This window comes from Arthrobacter glacialis, assembly GCF_002909415.1.
GTDB classification, from domain to species: domain Bacteria; phylum Actinomycetota; class Actinomycetes; order Actinomycetales; family Micrococcaceae; genus Specibacter; species Specibacter glacialis.
This window is the reverse complement of the sequence record NZ_PPXB01000005.1, coordinates 68,688-86,765: the sequence shown is the minus strand read 5'-3', so window position 1 is coordinate 86,765 and position 18,078 is coordinate 68,688. Positions and strand designations below refer to the sequence as shown.

Below are 18,078 nucleotides of genomic sequence, written 5' to 3'. Positions count from 1 at the left end.
CTGCCTGCTTCCGCCGTCCACCACATGATGGCCCACTGATGGGGCGCCAGCGCACGCCCAAGAATGTCCCGGTTGAGCCGGAAGCGGGCGTCTTGGGGCCCGTGGCCGGAACCTTCGCCACCGATACCGGCACTGCAGAGCTGATCCCCGACGGCGACAACCCCAACGGCTGGTTGCTCATGCTCAACGGGGTGCAAAGCTCGCATGTGGACCTGGCTGATCCGCTCCGCCTGGATTTTGAGTACATGCGCTGGATCATGGCCCTGGTGCAGGACAGGTGGGCGGCGGGGGAGAAGCTGAAGACCCTGAACCTTGGTGGCGCCGCGTGTTCCATGCCGCGCTTCTTGGTGGCCGCCTACCCGCAATCCCGCAACGTGGTGGTGGAAATTGATGGCAAATTGGCCAACTATGTCCGCGACTGGTTTGAGCTGCCGCGTGCCCCTCTGCTTAAAATCCGGGTGGGCGAGGCCCGTGAGGTCACGGAAACACTCGCCGAAGCCAGCCGCGATTTGATCATTCGAGACGTGTTTTCCGGTGCCAAGACACCGCATGCCCTGACCACGGCGGAGTTCACCGCAACCGCCCGTAAGGTACTTATTCCCGGTGGCGTATATGTTGTCAATTGTGGCGACTCCCCTGCCCTGGTGACTGCCCGCCGCGAGGCTGCCACCATCGCCGCGACCTTCACCTACACAGCGATCATTGCCGATCCGCCCATGCTCAAGGGCCGCCGTTCAGGAAACATCATCATTGCCGGAAGCGACGCGCCCCTGGGCGACGGCGCCGGGCTGGCCCGGGTCCTGCTGGGCGGGGCCATGCCGGCACAGCTGTGGGACGACGCCAAGGTGCGCCAGTTCGGCCGCAGCGCAGTGGTCCTGACCGACGAGTAGACGGTTGGGGAGGGTGTCAGCGGCGGGCGGGTGCCGCCGTCGTCCGCTCCACGGGGGACGATTCGTCAACCAGCACCGCACGTTCGCGGCCCGGCCCGCGCACCCACAGTTTGTTGGCGATGGCCAGCAGAACCAGCCAGATGCCGCCAACGTAGAGGGCAACGCGGGTGTCCGGGTAGATGCCCAAAAGCACAATCACACCCACCATGAACGCACCAGTGACCATCGAAGCCAGCGGCCAGAGGGGGACAGGGAAGTTGGACGGCGCCAAGTCCTTGCGGGCAATTTCGCGTTTCATGGCCACGTGTGAGGCCAGGATCATGAGCCACACCCACACCGTGGCGAAGGTGGCAATTGAGGCGATGAGCAAGAAGACGTCCTCGGGGATGGTGGCGTTGAGAACCACACCCACCAGCAATACGCACGTCATGAGGACCACTGTCATCCAAGGGACGCCGGACCGGGAGATCTTACCGAAGACGGCGGGTGCGTGGCCTTGCTGGGACAGGCCGTAAAGGACCCGGCCGGAGCCAAAAATGTCGCTGTTGATGGCGGAAAGGGCTGCCGTGATGACAACAGCGTTGAGGATATGTGCCGCCAGGGGAATGCCCAGCGAGTCAAAGATTTGCACGAAGGGGCTGGTGTCCCCGGTGATTTCATCCCACGGGATCAGCATCATGAGCACGCCCAGCGTCAGTACGTAGAACAGCAAAATGCGCACAGGCACAGTGTTGATGGCTGCCGGTATGGATTTGGCCGGGTCTGCAGCCTCGCCGGCCGTCACGCCAATGGTTTCGATGCCGCCAAAGGCAAACATCACCACGGCGAACGCTGCCAACAGGCCCACCCAGCCGTTGGGCATAAATCCGCCGTGGTCCACAAGGTTATTCAAACCAGCAACAGTTTGGGCGCCCTCCATGTGGAAGCCAAACACGATGATGGCTACACCTCCTGCGATCATGGCAATAATTGCCGAGACCTTGATGAGGGAGAACCAAAACTCCAGTTCGCCGAAGACCTTCACACTGAGCAGATTGATGGCTGCCAGGAAGAAGATGATGGCCAGGACCCAGATCCAGCGCGGGACGTCGTTGAACCAGAAGCCCATGTAGATACTGAACGCTGTCACGTCGGCAATGGCCACAATGGCCATCTCAAAAACGTACGTCCAGCCCGTGATGAACCCGGCCAACGGGCCCAAGTACCGGCTGGCGTATTGGCCGAAGGAACCGGAAACGGGATGGCGAACGGCCAATTCCCCGAGGGCGCGCATCACCATGAAGACGGCCGCGCCGGCAATGATGTACGCCAAAAGAACTGCGGGACCGGCCTTTTGAATGGCACTGGAGGACCCGTAGAACAAGCCCGTGCCGATGGCCGAACCCAACGCCATGAAACGGATGTGGCGGGCGTTCAAGCCACGTTTGAGGACGGAACCATTGGTGTTCATGCGTGAGCTTTCTAACACAGTGGGCAGCCGTAGCAGGGGAGTCCTGCGCCACTAAAGGGGTGGGCAGTGGTGGCTGGCGTCACTTTATGGGGTGGTTTTATGCTGAAAGTGCCCAAATTTGCCCAAGAATCTGGGATTTCAGACTGCAATATTCTATATTGAGAAAAGACTGCTGGCGATTTCGGTGTACAACTAGGAAGCCATGACAACCACTGCACGGACGCCATCCAAAGTACCTGCCGCAGAGAACACCCTGCGCATCCTGAAATTGCTGTCCTCCAAGCGAGGGCCGTTGGCAGCATCCACCATTGCAACCACCCTCGATTTGCCGCGCTCAAGTGTTTATCACCTGCTGGGCGTCATGGAGCAGAGCGGCTTTGTCATGCACCTGCACGAGGAACAGCGCTACGGACTGGGAGTTGCGGCTTTTGAGCTCAGCAGCGCCTACTCACGCCAGGAACCCCTGTCACGTTTGGGCCGGCCCTTGCTGGCGTCGCTGGTGGACAAGATTGGTGAAAGCGCCCACCTTGCAGTGCTGCATGGACGCGATGTTCTCTACATTGTCGAAGAGCGTGCCAAACACCGGCCCTCCCTGGTGACGGATGTTGGCGTGCGGCTGCCCAGCCACCTGACAGCCAGTGGCCGCGCCATTCTGGCCGCCCTGCCCAAATCCCAGGTCCGGGCCCTGTACCCCAATGCGGCCGCGTTCAGCTCCCGCACCGAGGTGCCGGACCCCATCGGCAAGTACTCAACTCTCTCGGCGCACCTCGATCAGGTGCGGCTGCGCGGCTACTCAACGGAGAGCGGCGAAGTTACCGATGGTTTCGCCTCCGTGGCCGCGGCCGTAACGGACCACGTGGGCTGGCCCGTGGCCGCCGTCGCCGTGACATTCCTCGAGGAAAAAGTGCCCGCCACACAGTGGCCGGCACTCGCTGAGCGGGTCTCCAAGGTGGCTGCGGAGCTGTCCACCAGGATTTATGGGCGCAACGAGCGGTAAATCCGGCACGGGGCCGCAAGAATGGTTATGCGATTCGCCTGCCGGAGCAAATGACGCCGAAACGGTCATCCGCTGCTGATATATCAACAGCGGATGACCGTTACTGCGTCACGGAGGCTTCAGTGGTCCATTGCGAGCCCACAGGTGTGAGGAGTCATGCCGGGAATGCCCGGGAAATTGGCGCGTCTGGAATGCCGGACAGTGCGCGCAAGAAGGGGCAGACTTCCGCGCCATAACAGGGAATAGTGGCAACTAAGCTCATTCCCGTCGCGCAAAGGATCCACCATGAACAATGCTGTTCTCCCCGAAAATGTAGTTCTTTCCTCCTCCGGGGTCACCCCCGAGGACGTCATCGCCGTGGCCCGTCACAGCGCCAAGGTGACCATCAGTGCGGAGGCGCTGGCCGGCGTCGCACAGGTCAGGGCCCACATCGACAAGCTGGCCAATTCCGAAACCCCTGCCTACGGCATCTCCACCGGCTTTGGGGCCCTGGCCAGCCGCCACATCCCCGCCGACATGCGCACCCAGCTGCAAAAATCACTCATCCGCAGCCACTCCGCCGGGATGGGGCCGGCCGTGGAGCGTGAGGTGGTGCGCGCGCTGATGTTCCTGCGCGCCAAGACTTTGGCCAGCGGCCGCACAGGTGTGCGCCCCGTCGTCGTGCAGACCATGGTGGACGTGCTCAACGCTGGCATCACGCCGGTAGTTCGCGAATTTGGCTCGCTCGGTTGCTCGGGCGATCTGGCCCCGCTGTCCCATTGCGCGCTGGTGCTCATGGGCGAGGGCGAGGCTGCCGGCCCGGACGGTGTAGTCCGCCCCGTGCCGGACTTGTTCGCCGACGCCGGCATCACGCCCATTGAACTTGCCGAAAAGGAGGGCCTGGCCCTGGTCAACGGCACCGACGGCATGCTGGGCATGCTGCTCATGGCCATCGCCGATCTGCGCCTTCTACTGACGACGGCGGACATCACCGCCGCGCTCAGCGTCGAAGGCCTGCTGGGCACCGATCAGGTATTCGTGCCCGAGCTGCACATGGAATTGCGCCCGCATCCCGGCCAGGCCGCCAGCGCTGAGAACATGCTGCGCGTGCTGGCCAATTCACCCATTGTGGCCTCGCACCGTGAGGGCGACACCCGAGTGCAGGACGCTTACTCGCTGCGCTGCGCACCCCAGGTGGCCGGTGCTGCGCGCGACACCGTTGACCACGCGCTGATGGTCGCCACCCGCGAACTTGCCGCCTCGATCGATAACCCGGTGGTGCTGCCCGACGGCCGCGTGTCCTCCAACGGCAACTTCCACGGGGCCCCGGTGGCGTACGTCCTGGACTTCCTCGCCATCGTCTCCGCCGACGTCGCCTCCATTGCCGAGCGCCGCACCGACAGGATGCTTGACCCTGCCCGGTCCCACGGCCTGCCCGCCTTCCTGGCCGGCGATCCCGGCGTCGACTCGGGCCTCATGATCGCCCAGTACACCCAGGCCGGGCTGGTCTCGGACTCCAAGCGCCTGGCCGTCCCCGCGTCAGTGGACTCCATCCCCAGCTCCGCCATGCAGGAGGACCATGTTTCCATGGGGTGGCATGCCGCCAGGAAGCTCCGCCGTTCCGTGGAGAATCTGCGTCGTGTGCTTGCCATTGAGCTCGTCACGGCCACCCGCGCCATTGACATGCGTACTTCCCTGTCCGACGGCGAACTTGTCCCCGGTCCGGCCGGTGCGGCTGTCCTTGAGGTGCTTCGGGCAACCGTGCCGGGCCCGGGCAGCGACCGCTTCCTGTCCCCGGAGTTGGAGGAAGCCGACCGCCTGGTGGGCTCCGGCGCCATCCGTGCGGCCGCCGAAACGGCAACCGGCCCGCTGAACTAGTCCCCACCTGCTCCCACCGCTCGTGCCTCGCGAACGGGCAGTAGTTGTTGATGTTGGACGCTGACATCAACAACTACTCCCCGTTCGGGTGGCGGGGACTAGTTTGCCGCGAGCACGGCGTCGAGCAATCCCGGGAAGCGCAGGTTCAGTTCTTCGGTGCGCAGGCCGTTCAAAATGGATGTTCCGCGATATTGCTGGGAAATGATGCCGGCTTCGCGCAGTACGCGGAAGTGGTGGGTGGACGTCGATTTGCTCACGGGCAGCGCGAAGGCGATGCACGCCTGGTCGTCGTGGCCACCGGCCAATTGCGCCACAATCGTGCGTCGGACAGGATCGGCCAGGGCGGAGAGGATCGAATCCAAGCTCATCTGCTCCGGGGTTGGGTGCTCAAGGCTGCGTGCTGGACCCATGCTGTATTGCGCTCCTTTGCGAGCCGTTTGCTTGTACGAGATTCATCATACTACGATGAGGCTCGTACTAAGAAAATGATGCGCCAACTTTGGGAGATCCCCGCATGACTGAATTGTTCGAGCCCCTGACCGTCCGTGGAACCACCATCCCGAACCGCGTCTGGATGTCCCCAATGTGCACGTACTCCGCACTTTCGGACGGCTCTGGCGTCGGTGCTCCGAATGATTTCCACCTGGCTCACTACGCTGCACGTGCCGCCGGAGGTGTGGGCTTGGCAGTGGTGGAAGCGACAGGCGTGCTACCTGAAGGCCGCATTTCCCCTTACGATCTGGGACTGTGGGACGACGCCCAGATCCCCGCCCACCGCCGCCTGGCCGCAGCCATCGCCGACGCCGGAGCAGTGCCCGGGATTCAGCTGGCCCACGCCGGACGCAAGGCCTCGATGGAGCGCCCCTGGCTCGGCGGCGGGCCCGTCCCCGCTGCTGAGGGCGGCTGGCCCGTGGTTGGCCCCAGCGGCATTGCATTCCCGGGATATCCGGAACCTGCTGCCATGACCGTGGCGGACATTGCAACTGTTGTTGCTGCCTGGGCGGACTCGGCGCGGCGGGCGCTGGAGGCTGGCTACGAAGTGGTGGAAATCCACGCAGCCCACGGCTACTTGCTCCATTCCTTCCTCTCCCCGTTGAGTAACACCCGCACCGACAACTACGGCGGCAGCCTGGAAAACCGCGCCCGCATTGTCCTTGAGGTGCTCGACGCCGTGCGGGCCGTCTGGCCCGCCGACAAGCCGATTTTCTTGCGCATCTCCACCACCGACTGGGTGGCCGAGGATCCGGAAGACGGCAGGGCTGCCTGGACCGTGGAGGATTCCATAGTTCTTTCGCGCTGGGCCACCGACCATGGTGCCGACCTGATCGACGCGTCCTCGGGAGCCCTGGTGCCGGCCAGCATTCCGCACCGGGAGGACTACCAAACCCGCAATGCGGCGTTGCTGAAGGCCGCGAGCGGAACGTTGGTGGCCGCCGTCGGACGCATTACTGATCCCGCCACGGCCAGCGAGCTGCTGAGCAACGGCTCCGCGGATGCCGTCTTCATTGGCCGGGCTCTGCTGCGCGATGCCTCATGGGCCAACAACGCAGCAACCGTTCTCGGTGCCCGGGGCCGCTTCATGCGGCAGTACGACTACGCCGTGTAAGGTGCTCTGCGGCGCGAAAACACCTTTGAAAACACGGCTCCGGACGTAGCGTTGGGGAACAGTTTTTCACTCTTGCCATAGCTGGGTGGGGCGTGTTTAATGTTGGGTACCCCACTATTCAAACGTATATTCGAATGGGATGCTTCTCGTGAAACTGCTCCAACTGTCCCTGCGCCACGCCAAACCCTATTGGGCGTGGATAGCTGCCGTGCTTGTACTGCAACTGATTTCCACCATAGCGGCGCTGTACTTGCCCAGTCTCAACGCCCAGATCATAGACCAGGGCGTGGCCAAGGGCGACACCGATTTCATCTGGTCCACAGGCGTCACCATGGTGGTGGTCTGCTTTGTTCAGGTCATTACCGCGATTGGCGGCATCTACTTCGGCGCCCGCACGGCCATGGCCATTGGCCGCGATCTGCGCCGGGAGGTTTACCACCGGGTCAACGCCCTGGGCGCGCTGGATGTGAGCCGTTTCGGCACCGCAACGCTGATCACCCGCAACACCAATGATGTCCAGCAAGTGCAAATGCTGATCCTGATGACCCTGAACTTCATGGTCTCCACGCCCATCATGAGCATTGGCGGCATCATCATGGCGCTGCGTGAAGATGTTGGACTGTCCTGGCTCGTGTGGGTTTCAGTTCCGTTGTTGTTCCTGGTGGTTGGCTTTCTAGTGGTGAAACTGCTGCCATTGTTCCGGGAAATGCAGGACAGGATCGACACTGTCAATGGAGTCCTGCGCGAACAGATCGTCGGCATTCGGGTGATCCGGGCGTTCGTACGGGAAAAGTTTGAAGCCCAGCGCTACCGTGACGCCAACCTGTCCCTGACCCGTGTTTCGGTCAAGGTGGGAAACCTCTTTGTGCTCATGTTTCCCGTGATCATGATGATCCTGCACCTGGCCACCGCCGCTGTGCTGTGGTTCGGTGGGCAGCGCGTGGACTCGGGCCAGATGCAAATTGGCTCCCTCACGGCGTTTTTGCAATACCTGCTGCAAATCCTGGTGGCTGTCATGATGGGCGTGTTCATGGTGATGATGATTCCGCGCGCCGCCATCTCGGCCGAACGCCTGGACGAGGTCCTCTCCGCAGAACCCAGCCTGAGAGTTCCCAAGGGTGCCCCGGCGCCTGCAAGTCACGGCGTCGAATTTTCCGGCGTCTCATTTGGCTACCCGGGGGCCGAGCGTCCCGTGCTGAACAACGTGAGCTTCACGGCAAGGCAGGGACAGACGACGGCGATTGTGGGCTCCACAGGGTCGGGCAAGTCGACGCTGTTGAATCTGATACCGCGCCTGTTCGAGCCGCAGAGCGGGAGCGTGAGCATTGGCGGGGTGAGTGTCAGCGATTTCACCCGGCCCCAGATGGCCCAGCTGGTGGGGTTGGTGCCGCAGAAGCCGTACCTGTTCTCCGGCACGATTGCCTCCAACCTGAAGTTTGGCCGGCCCGACGCCAACGATACCGAGCTGTGGGAAGCCCTGCGGGTTGCCCAGGCGAAGGATTTTGTCGAAGAGAAGCCCAAACAACTGAGTGCACCGATTGCCCAAGGCGGCACCAACGTTTCCGGCGGCCAGCGCCAGCGCCTGTGCATTGCGCGAGCCTTGGCGGCACAGCCGCGAATCTTCTTGTTTGACGATTCGTTCTCGGCACTGGATGTCGCCACTGACCAGCGTTTGCGAGAGTCCCTGCACCAGGCCACCAGTGGAGCCACCGTCATTATCGTGGCCCAACGAGTCTCCACCATCAGGGAGGCCGATCACATCATTGTGCTGGACAACGGTGAGGTGGTGGGTGCTGGCAGCCACGACGAACTCCTGGAACGCAATGAGACCTACCGCGAGATTGTTGAGTCCCAGCTGAGCATTGAAGGTGTTGCATAATGGCGCGCAAAGACAAGAACCAGGTGCCTGTGGAGACTGCTGCGCCAGACACAGTCGAGGAAGAGGAGCTTTACCCCGAGTACAAGCCTTCTGAATCTGACGGGGACATGTTCGGTGGGACTCCCGCCAAGAAGGCAGAGAACTTTTGGCCGGCGGCCAAAAGGCTTGTTGGCCTGTTGCGCCCCGAACGGACCATGTTCGCCGTGGTCCTGGTGTTTGTTGCCGCGTCGGTGGTTCTCACTGTCATCGCCCCGAAGATCCTTGGCGCGGCCATGGACGTCATTTTCAACGGCGTGATCGGCTCGCAGCTTCCCGCTGGTGTTCCACTGGAAACCCTGGTGGAAGCCCAGCGCGCTGCCGGCAACGGCCAATTTGCGGACATGCTGGCCAAGGCCAACGTTGTGCCCGGCGCCGGCATTGATTTCGTGGAGCTGAGCCGGCTCATAGTCATAGTGCTGGCCCTGTACTCGGTGGCCTCGGTCTTCATGTGGTTGCAGGGTTTCCTGCTCAATGCGCTGGTCATGCGCGTTGTCTACAAGCTCCGCGAGGATATTCAAGGCAAGCTCAACAAGCTGCCGCTGGGGTACTTTGACACCCGCCAGCGCGGGGACCTGATGTCCCGGGTGACAAATGATGTGGACAACATTCAATCGGCGTTGCAGCAGGCGTTCTCACAGCTGGTGCAGTCGGTTCTGACGGTGGTTGGCATCGGTGTCATGATGTTCATTGTTTCCTGGCAGCTGGGCCTGATTGCCCTCATCGCGCTCCCTCTCTCGGCTGTCATTGCCGGCGTGATTGGCTCCAAGTCGCAGAAACTCTTCGCCGCTCAGTGGAAGCAAACCGGCGCGGTTAACGGCCATGTTGAGGAGACCTTCTCCGGCCTTGAACTGGTCAGGGCCTACGGCCGTGACGAGGAGATGCTGGCAGAGTTCGACGAACGCAACGAACGCCTCTTCAAGGCGTCCTTTGGTGCACAGTTCGTCTCCGGCATGATCATGCCGGCCATGCAGTTTGTCGCCTACATCTCCTACGTGCTGGTCGCCGTCGTTGGCGGCGTGCGGGTCGCCACGGGGCAGATGACCTTAGGTGATGCCACGGCGTTCATCCAGTACTCACGCGAGTTCTCCCAGCCCATCGGTGAGATTGCCGGCATTGCCAACATGATCCAGTCCGGTGTGGCCTCCGCAGAGCGCACCTTTGAAATCCTCGACGCCGACGAGCAGGACGCCGAACAGGACTCTGATCTGTTGCCGGAGCAAACTGACGGGCATGTGCGTTTTGAGAACGTCTCCTTCAGCTACTCCCCGGAGACACCCCTGATCCGCGATGTTTCCTTCACCGTGGAGCCGGGACAGACAGTTGCCATTGTGGGGCCCACGGGCGCCGGCAAGACAACGCTGGTCAATCTGGTCATGCGCTTCTACGAGCTCACGGGTGGGCGAATCATGATCGACGGCGTGGACACCCGCGAGCTGTCCCGCGAGCAGGTGCGCTCCCAGGTGGGTATGGTGCTCCAGGATGCGTGGCTCTTTGAAGGAACCATCAAGGAGAACATCCGCTACGGCCGCCTGGACGCCACTGATGAGGAGATCATCGCCGCAGCCGAGGCCACCATGGTGGACAGGTTTGTGCGTCAGCTGCCCCAAGGCTATGACACGGTGGTTGATGCTGACGGCGGCACCGTCTCCGCTGGTGAGCGGCAGCTGATCACCATTGCCAGGGCGTTCATTGCCCAGCCGTCGCTGCTCATCCTGGATGAGGCCACCTCGTCCGTGGACACCCGCACCGAGCTGCTGGTTCAGCACGCCATGGCGGCGTTGCGCACGGACAGGACATCGTTTGTCATTGCGCACCGGCTCTCCACCATCAGGGATGCCCACACCATCCTCGTCATGGAGAACGGCGACATTGTGGAACACGGCAACCACGCCGAACTGCTGGCCCGCAAGGGTGCGTACTACGAGCTCTACAAGACGCAGTTCCAGGGCGGCCACGAAACCGACGAAGTGGCGGCCGAGGTCCACTGACTTGAACAACTAATAGGTAAACAGGGTGTGTTGGGCAGCTTGGGTGCGGGTGACCTCGTATCCGAGCTGCCCTTAGCACTTTAAGAGTCTGCTGGCGGCCATCTGTGTGGTGTAGGCAGCTTATGCGCCAGCTTGGGAGCCGGGGCCACTTTGGGCATGCGCACTACCGATACCGGGCCTTGCGCCAGTGTCACAGCTGCGCCGCACTGGCTCCTGGCTCGACGCATAGCCAAAGCAGGCGTGCCCAGAATGGGGTCTATGTGCCACACTCCTTTCCACGGCTGCGCATAAGCCACGGCAGAATTTACAGGCGCCCCTGGCGCGGCGAAGCGGCCCACCAACGACCAGTAGAATCCGCGATTTTCGGCGTTTTCTGCGGACTCACGCCCGCGACGGGCCCGGGCGAGGCACGGGACCGGAGAGCGGGTGGGCACTACTGCGGGTTAGTTTGTTTGGGGCTTTAGCGCAGCAGGGTGTCGATCAGCCGGGCAGCCACTTTGGCTGTCCGGTTGTCGATGTCGAACTCGGGGTTCAGCTCCGCCACATCACAGTGAAACAGTTTCCCGCTGGCGGCCACCTGACGGCACACGGCTGCGATCACCGACAGCGGCACACCATACGCTGCCGGGGCGCTCACACCGGGAGCCACGGCTGCCGGTAGTACGTCCAGATCGATGGTCAGGTACACAATGTCCACGGTCTCCAGGAACGAGGACACAAACGCTGCCGTGCGCTCGCCGGAGCAATCCTCATCCAGCAGGTACTTCACGTCCAGGCTGTGGGCCGTATCAAAAAGGGCGCGCGTGTTGTTGGGTTCGCTGATGCCCACGACGGCGTAATTGAGTTCCCGCCCGGCGGCGGCCTCGGCGTGGGCCATCTGCAGGAACGGCGTGCCCGAACTGGGAGCCGGCGCTTGGCGTAGATCAAAGTGGGCGTCAAGGTTCAGCACGCCCAAACGGGCGCCATTGGCCACGGCCGCAGTACCGGCCACCCCCAAATAGCTGGCATAGGCTGTTTCGTGGCCGCCGCCCAGCACCAGGGTGAGGTATCCGGCGTCGAGCAGGCGAGTGAGAGCTGAACCGACCGTGGCTTGGCCCTGCTCGAGGGCGTCGCCGGACACCACCACGTCGCCCACATCGCTGACGCTGCGGGTGCCGTGGAACGCCAGGGAACCCAGCGCAGCGCGGATGGCGGCAGGGCCCGTGGCGGCACCAGTGCGGCCGTGGTTGCGCAGCACGCCGGCATCGGAACAAAAGCCCAGCAGGGCAGCCGGCCCGGGAAGTGTGGCGTCCAGAGAAGACCGGCCTGTGGTTCCCACCGCTTGCCACCAGCGGCGGTGGGCGGGGGAATCGCCGTCGTTCCTTCCCGTCCAAGGGGTTGCCGGCGTGTCAATGGTGAGAGCAGAAAAGTCCATGCTCCCAGCGAACAGCACGGGCGCGCCCGGCGCCAGTCCATCGGGGCCCGCGGCGTCTGGCATGGCAGATTCGGCCCCACAGAAAAAAGAACTGACCCGCAGAAAACGCCGTAAAACTCATCAAAATCGTGAATTTTCGGCGTTTTCTGCGGGTCAGTTGGAGAAGGGGGCTACTTGATCCCGAACAACGCTTCCACTGTGCCGATGCCGAAGAACAGCAGGAAGGCTCCGGCAACGGCCCACATCAAGGGGTGGATTTCCTTGGCGCGGCCCTGGAACAAACGGATCAGCACGAACGCGATGAAACCGGCGCCCAGGCCGTTGGCGATGGAGTAGGTGAACGGCATCAGGGTGAACGTCAGGAAGGCGGGAATGCCAATGCCCCAGTCGGACCAGTCGATCTTGCCCACCTGGGAGACCATCATGAAACCAACCACAACTAGTGCGGGGGCAACAGCCTCAAAGGGAACCAGCTTGATCAGCGGGGTGACAAACATGGCCATGATTAGCAGCAAACCAGTCACCACCGAGGCCAGCCCTGTTCGGGCGCCTTCACCAATGCCGGCGCCGGATTCCACGTAGATCTGGTTGGAGGACGCTGATGCACCGCCACCGGCAATGGCGCCAAAAGCGTCGACCAACAGCACGCGGTCAACGTTGGGGATGTTGCCGTCCTTGTCCACGGAGCCGGCCTCGGCAGCAAGGCCCACCATGGTGCCCATGGCATCGAAGAAGATGCTGAGCAGGATCACAAACGCCAGCAGAACAGCAGCCAGGGCGCCCAACTTGCTGAACGCACCAAAGAGGTTCACCTGGCCCAGCAGGGACAAATCAGGCATTGACCACTGGGAGAGCTGCGGCGAAACCAGGGACCAGCCCTGCGGGTTGGACGTGGTGCCGTCAAAGGAGGGACCAATATGAAGCGTCATTTCCAGGATGTTGGCCAAGATCGTGGAAACTACGATGCCAATCAGGATGGCGCCCTTGACCTTGCGGACCACCAAGCCGATAGTCAGCACCAAGCCAACAACAAACACCAGCGTGGGCCAGCCCATGAGCTTGCCGTCAAAACCGAGACCAACGGGAACGGTGGTGCCCGCAACGTCCGGGATGCGGCGGACAAAGCCTGCATTGACCAAACCAATGAGGGCAATGAACATGCCAATGCCCACCACAATGGCAGTTTTGAGCCCCTCGGGGACCGCCTTGAACACGGCAGTTCGGAACCCTGTGAGCACCAGAATAAACATGGTGATGCCGGAGAGGACCACCAAGCCCATCATGTCCGGCCAAGTCAGTCCGGGGTGGGTTGCCACGGTGACGGCAACAAACGCGTTGACGCCAAGGCCGGCAGCAAGGGCGAAGGGGTGCTTTGCCCAGGCGCCCATGATGATGGTCAAAATACCGGCCACAAATGCCGTGACAGCTGCAACGCGTTCCAGGCCCAGCTCGCCGCCAGTGGAATCAGCGCCGCCCAGGATCAGCGGGTTGAGCACCACAATGTAGCTCATCGCGAAGAACGTGGCGAAACCGCCGCGGATCTCTCGCGAGTAGTTGGAGCCACGGGCCGTGATCATGAAATATTTGTCAACAGCGGACAGCCGGACGTCCGTTTTGCTAGCCATGTAAGAGCCCTCCGGGCGAAGTGAAATGAAATTAAGTTATTCGAGGAAATACTAGCTGGTAACGAGCGGGCGCAGCATAGTGGAGCAGGGTGGGCTTTTCCAGCATTTCCCCGCACGGCGTGATCACCCTATTCCCTGTGCGGCGGCAGCAAACGCCTGACTTCCGCAGGAAACTCTCATGTTTTTGGGATACCGTGAGGATCGAGCGCTCCATCGAACAAAGGAACCCACGCTGTGAAGAGTCCCGTACGTCTTCGGCCGATTGAGACGAATATGACACCCCAAACTCGGTTGAGACGCACTTTCGCGGCCGTCCTGGCTGCATTGTTGATCGTATTGGGGTCATCCACGGCTGCTTTGGCGCACGACGCCGTCACGGGGACGAACCCTGCCGACGGGTCCACGGTGGCGAGCGTTCCTGACAAAATCCAAATCACCATGAACAACAGCCCTGCCGTCATTGGTTCCCAGGTTTTGCTTCTTGACGAGACCGGCCGCAACTGGGCAGAGGGTGATGTTGCGGTGCTGGACACGGTGGCCACTCAGGCTGTCCGCCCCGGGGCCCCGGCCGGAAAGTACACCGTCAAGTGGCGTCTGGTGTCCTCGGATTCGCATCCCATTGAGGGCGAATTCAGCTTCGCCGCCACTGCCGCCACCGCCGCAACAGCTGGCCAGGCCGTGGGTGCCGGACCGCTCCAGTCCGTCCAAGCTCCTACCGAAGCCGCCCCTGCGCCGGTTCAGGACAATTCCTCCGTGCCGTGGAGTGTCTTTGCCTTGATTGGTGCCTTGATCGTTGTGGTGGTGGCCATGGTGGTTGTTGCACGACGCCGTTTGTCCAGCGAAGAGTAGCCGCTGCGGGGCCGCTGGGGTGCTGGGTGGGGACCCGCCCCTGCGGGCCGCCGCACTAGGCCAGTGCCAGGCCCGTCTCCCGGACAGCCACCCGGGAGGAGATGGATGCGCCGGCGCGCTTGGCTTGGTGCAGGATCTCCTGTGTGGAGGGGATGACCAGATCGCCCACACCCACTAAATACAACCCCAGGGCATGCATCCCGGTGCGCAGCTCGGTTGCTTTTGTGACACCCAGGCCGTGCAGGACGCGCCGCAGCTGGTTCAAGGCGCCGCGGGTAAAGACGATGTTGTGGGCGCTCAACGTTCCCGTGGCCGTGTGGACTGTCCAGTGCGGGTTAGCCCGAACGGATCCGTGGTTGCGGGTCAGGGACAGGGCCTGGGTTGAAGGGCGGATGTCCAGCTGGTGGCGGCGGGCGTAGTTCTCCAGGAGCCGCAAGATTTCGCTGCGCTCATTCAACGCGGCCAAGCTGATGCCGCCCGTTGTGGTCGCCGGCGGTGAGTGCTGTTTCAGCGGGGAGAAGGTTTCCACCACAATGGCCTTGACACCCTGCCTGTTGAGTTCGGCTGCCACCGCCAGGGCTGAGAACCCGGATCCAATCACAATGGTGGAGGTGTTTTCGGCAGAGCCGTGCACGGGGGCGTCAGCAAGATCAAGCGCAGCACTGGTGAAGTGCGGTGTGGCAGCAAAAGACGCAGCCTTCATAGCAAATGCCTCCTCGAACGGTAGGAGAACTTACAGGGCACGGCCAAGAGCCACGGCCGTGTTGGTGTTGCGATGGGAATTAGAGCAGAACCCGGTCTAAATAGGCGTTACTGAACACCCGCTTGTGATCGAGAACATCTCGAACCCTACAGAACTTTTCAAGGTCTGGATAGAGCCTGTCCAAGTCTTTCGATTGGAGAAAATGCCACTTGCCCCAATGGGGCCTCCCGCCGTGTGCTGTGAAGATTTCTTCCGCCGCCTTGAAGTACTCATAGGGTGCCGTTTTGATGTGCTGGTGGATGGCAACGTACCCGCTTGCCCGGTCGTAAGCCGTGGAGAGGGCAATGTTGTCAGCGGCTGCGCTGCGCACCTCCACGGGAAAAGAAATGTTCAGGCCCTTGCGCGCAATCATGGCATCGAGTTCGCCCAGCACGGCGGGAATGGTCTCCAGTGCAAATGCGTACTCCATTTCCCTAAACCGCACGGTTCTCTGCGTGGCGAACACCGAGTGGGAGGCGCCGCCAAACTCCCTGTTACCCGTCAACTTCGAGGCCATGCCATTGACTTTCGGGATGGTCGAGGGCACCTTGCCGGTGACATTGCACAGGGCGGAGAACAATGTGTTGGAGACCAGGATGTCATCCACCAGGCGGGCCCTGGCGGACAAGGGTGCCGCGCCCTGGGGCAGGGCACCTGGCGGGTGCCGGGTATTGGTCTTGGTCAACGCCATCTGCGTGTGCGGGAACCAATAAAACTCAAAATGATCGGACGTGAGCTGGCGTTCGGACAAGGATTCCAAAACACCCGCAAGCGGTTCAGGCCGCTCCACCGCGTGCAGCATGAAGGCATCCACGCATTGCAGCGTCACCGAGGTGATGATGCCCAGGGCGCCCAGGCCCACCCGGGCCACCGAAAATATTTCGGCATTCTCAGATTCAGAACAATGCAACACCTCGCCGGATCCACTCACCAGGGTCAGCGCGCGCACCTGGGTGGCAATGCCGCCAAACCTCAACCCCGTGCCATGAGTGCCCGTGGAGATGGCGCCGGCAATGGACTGCCTGTCAATGTCGCCAAGATTCTCCATGGCCAGGCCGTAGGGCTTCAGGAGGGACGGAATTTCATGCAGGCGAGTACCTCCCGCCACAGTGGCCAATTTGGCGGCCCTGTCCACCCTGAGCAGCCCGCTGATGCCGTCCAGACGCAGTTGCACCCCGCTGCTCAGGGCAATGTCGGTAAAACTGTGCCCTGCGCCCACCGCCTTGATGGTGGTGCCGGACTCTGCGGCTGCCATCACCAATGCCGAAACGTCGGCAACAGTGCTGGGCCGTTCAACAGAGCTGGGCGTGCAGCGCTGGTCCCGCGCCCAATTGCGCCACTCACTCATACAAAAGCCTTTCCTTCACCACGGTAGGTGAGCGCCGTGCCCACCCTGTTGCCGCCGTCGAGCATCTCCAACGCATCCACGTGCTCGCAGACCTCGCCGGACTTGGCATGGCGGAACCAAACGTTGTCGCCAAGGCGCAGTTGGGCGGCGGCAGCACCCCGCAAGGGAGTCTGCACCTCGCCGGCCCCCTCGGCGCCCAGCAGGGACAGGCCCGGCGGGTGGACGGGAACGGGTGATCTGTCAGCCCCGGGCGGGCCGGAAGCAATCCAACCACCGCCCAGAACCGTGACCATGTCGGGGGCCGGACGCCTGACCACGGGAGCCGCAAACCCCACGGCATGGGCAGGCTCAAAGCGGGAGTAGCCATCAAAAAGTGTGGGCCCAAACAAGCCCGAACCTGCCGCCAGTTCCGTTACCGAAGAATCCGCAGTTGTCAGCTCCAAGCTGCCGGTGCCGCCGCCGTTGACGAACTCAAGATCGGTCACATTGCGCACGGCCGCCACAATGTTGCCGCGGCGGTGGATGATTTCTGCCATCGAGGACCGCTGAATCTGCCGCAAAATCTGCGACTTGGCCAGATCTGCGGCCTTGTTGCCAGTGTGCGCAGTGTCCTGCAGACCCGCAATCTGGGCTTCATAGCCCATGAGGCCCACCAGCGTGAAGAGCTTGACGCCGCCGCGCTGATGCGAGTTGATGTGCAGGGTCAGAGCAATGGCCTCCGCGCCGGTGCGCACCGGCGATCGGCGCACACCAATATGCCCCAATGACCGTCCTTGCACGCTGGGCCGCCACGACACGTCAAGGTCCAGGCAGAGCCGGATGGGAGCTGCCGGGGTGACATCGGCCAGCGTGGCCGCCATCCACGCAAGGTGCTCGGTGGAATCAACCATCAAGGTGATGCGCTCGCAGGCCACCGGGTCCACAGCCAGAGCGCGCAAGGCCTGCCCATCCGCTGTGGGGTAAGCAACCACCACATCGTCAAAAACATCTGAGGGGTCTGCTGCCAGCCACAGGGCTTCGGGCAGTGTGAACCCCAGAATGCCGGAAAAGCCATCCTGTGCGAGCACCGCACGCAGCACTTCCTTGGAGCGGATGGATTTGCTGGCAACGCGGATGGGCTTGCCCGCAGCCCGGCGCAGCAGGGAACCGGCATTGAAGGAAAGCGCCTGAACGTCCAGTGCCGCCAGCGGGGCCGGAAGGCCGGCGCAGGCGGTGCTGGCGTTGACCCAGTTCCCTGGTGGGGCGGCAAGGTTGCCGTTTTGCCCGCGTGTCACGGCCGACTCAAGCAGCTGCAGCATGGATGCCCACTCTCAAAAGGTGATATTGCTCTCACTCTTCCACAAGTGGGCAGTCCCTGGGTATGCCCGCAGATTACGCGCCATGTCACGCGGCCC

At 62.4% G+C, this 18,078-nt stretch carries 14 protein-coding genes; 7 read left to right on the top strand and 7 right to left on the bottom strand.

From position 1 onward, the window contains the following. Positions 1 to 38: 38 nt before the first annotated feature. Positions 39 to 890, top strand: a complete 852-nt coding sequence (locus CVS28_RS07320) for a spermidine synthase (protein WP_103481133.1) — start codon at positions 39 to 41, stop codon at positions 888 to 890. A gap of 16 nt (positions 891 to 906) precedes the next feature. Here CVS28_RS07320 and CVS28_RS07315 read toward each other — a convergent pair whose 3' ends face one another. Next, positions 907 to 2,340, bottom strand: coding sequence for an amino acid permease (locus tag CVS28_RS07315; protein WP_103481132.1), 1,434 nt, complete (start codon positions 2,338 to 2,340; stop codon positions 907 to 909). Positions 2,341 to 2,542: 202 nt separating this feature from the next. Here CVS28_RS07315 and CVS28_RS07310 point away from each other — a divergent pair, with 202 nt between their 5' ends. Both CVS28_RS07310 and hutH read left to right on the top strand, forming a co-directional pair. Further along, positions 2,543 to 3,337 carry an IclR family transcriptional regulator gene (locus CVS28_RS07310; protein ID WP_103481131.1) on the top strand — a complete coding sequence of 265 codons (795 nt, stop codon included), beginning with the start codon at positions 2,543 to 2,545 and terminating at the stop codon, positions 3,335 to 3,337. Positions 3,338 to 3,622: 285 nt separating this feature from the next. Next, on the top strand, positions 3,623 to 5,194 hold the full coding sequence (gene hutH, locus CVS28_RS07305) for a histidine ammonia-lyase (protein ID WP_103481130.1): 1,572 nt from the start codon (positions 3,623 to 3,625) through the stop codon (positions 5,192 to 5,194). Between the two features lie 98 nt (positions 5,195 to 5,292). On the opposite strand, the gene CVS28_RS07300 is transcribed toward hutH, so the two are convergent. Next, positions 5,293 to 5,604 carry an ArsR/SmtB family transcription factor gene (locus CVS28_RS07300; protein ID WP_103465313.1) on the bottom strand — a complete coding sequence of 104 codons (312 nt, stop codon included), beginning with the start codon at positions 5,602 to 5,604 and terminating at the stop codon, positions 5,293 to 5,295. A gap of 104 nt (positions 5,605 to 5,708) precedes the next feature. Between CVS28_RS07300 and CVS28_RS07295 the strand changes: the two genes are divergently transcribed. The 3 genes from CVS28_RS07295 (at position 5,709) to CVS28_RS07285 (ending at position 10,706) form a co-directional block, all read left to right on the top strand. Then, on the top strand, positions 5,709 to 6,800 hold the full coding sequence (locus tag CVS28_RS07295) for an NADH:flavin oxidoreductase/NADH oxidase (RefSeq protein ID WP_103481129.1): 1,092 nt from the start codon (positions 5,709 to 5,711) through the stop codon (positions 6,798 to 6,800). Between the two features lie 148 nt (positions 6,801 to 6,948). Continuing rightward, a complete protein-coding gene (locus CVS28_RS07290; RefSeq protein WP_103481128.1) occupies positions 6,949 to 8,679 on the top strand; it encodes an ABC transporter ATP-binding protein in 1,731 nt (576 codons plus the stop codon). Continuing rightward, complete coding sequence (locus CVS28_RS07285; RefSeq protein ID WP_103465316.1) at positions 8,679 to 10,706, top strand: ABC transporter ATP-binding protein; 2,028 nt, start codon at positions 8,679 to 8,681, stop codon at positions 10,704 to 10,706. The genes CVS28_RS07290 and CVS28_RS07285 overlap by 1 nt, the downstream gene beginning before the upstream one ends. A 460-nt stretch (positions 10,707 to 11,166) precedes the next feature. Here the strand turns inward: CVS28_RS07285 and hutG are convergent, their stop codons facing one another. Together hutG and CVS28_RS07275 are read right to left on the bottom strand one after the other, a co-directional pair. Next, the gene (hutG, locus tag CVS28_RS07280) at positions 11,167 to 12,120 is read right to left on the bottom strand and encodes a formimidoylglutamase (RefSeq protein ID WP_103481226.1); all 954 of its coding nucleotides are present in this window, start codon (positions 12,118 to 12,120) and stop codon (positions 11,167 to 11,169) included. A gap of 170 nt (positions 12,121 to 12,290) precedes the next feature. After that, positions 12,291 to 13,745 (bottom strand): NCS2 family permease, encoded by a 1,455-nt coding sequence (locus tag CVS28_RS07275; protein WP_103465317.1) that lies wholly within the window; start codon positions 13,743 to 13,745, stop codon positions 12,291 to 12,293. Positions 13,746 to 14,018: 273 nt separating this feature from the next. Here CVS28_RS07275 and CVS28_RS07270 point away from each other — a divergent pair, with 273 nt between their 5' ends. After that, positions 14,019 to 14,594: a copper resistance CopC family protein gene (locus tag CVS28_RS07270; RefSeq protein WP_103481127.1), complete on the top strand. Its 576-nt coding sequence runs from the start codon at positions 14,019 to 14,021 to the stop codon at positions 14,592 to 14,594. 55 nt (positions 14,595 to 14,649) lie between these two features. Here the strand turns inward: CVS28_RS07270 and CVS28_RS07265 are convergent, their stop codons facing one another. The 3 genes from CVS28_RS07265 to CVS28_RS07255 form a co-directional block, all read right to left on the bottom strand. Beyond that, entirely contained in the window at positions 14,650 to 15,297 is a 648-nt protein-coding gene (locus CVS28_RS07265; RefSeq protein WP_103481126.1) for an NAD(P)/FAD-dependent oxidoreductase, read from the bottom strand. A gap of 79 nt (positions 15,298 to 15,376) precedes the next feature. Further along, on the bottom strand, positions 15,377 to 16,684 hold the full coding sequence (locus CVS28_RS07260) for a D-arabinono-1,4-lactone oxidase (protein ID WP_103465320.1): 1,308 nt from the start codon (positions 16,682 to 16,684) through the stop codon (positions 15,377 to 15,379). Then, positions 16,681 to 17,982, bottom strand: coding sequence for a type III PLP-dependent enzyme domain-containing protein (locus tag CVS28_RS07255; RefSeq protein ID WP_207797174.1), 1,302 nt, complete (start codon positions 17,980 to 17,982; stop codon positions 16,681 to 16,683). The genes CVS28_RS07260 and CVS28_RS07255 overlap by 4 nt, the downstream gene beginning before the upstream one ends. Positions 17,983 to 18,078: the final 96 nt, after the last annotated feature.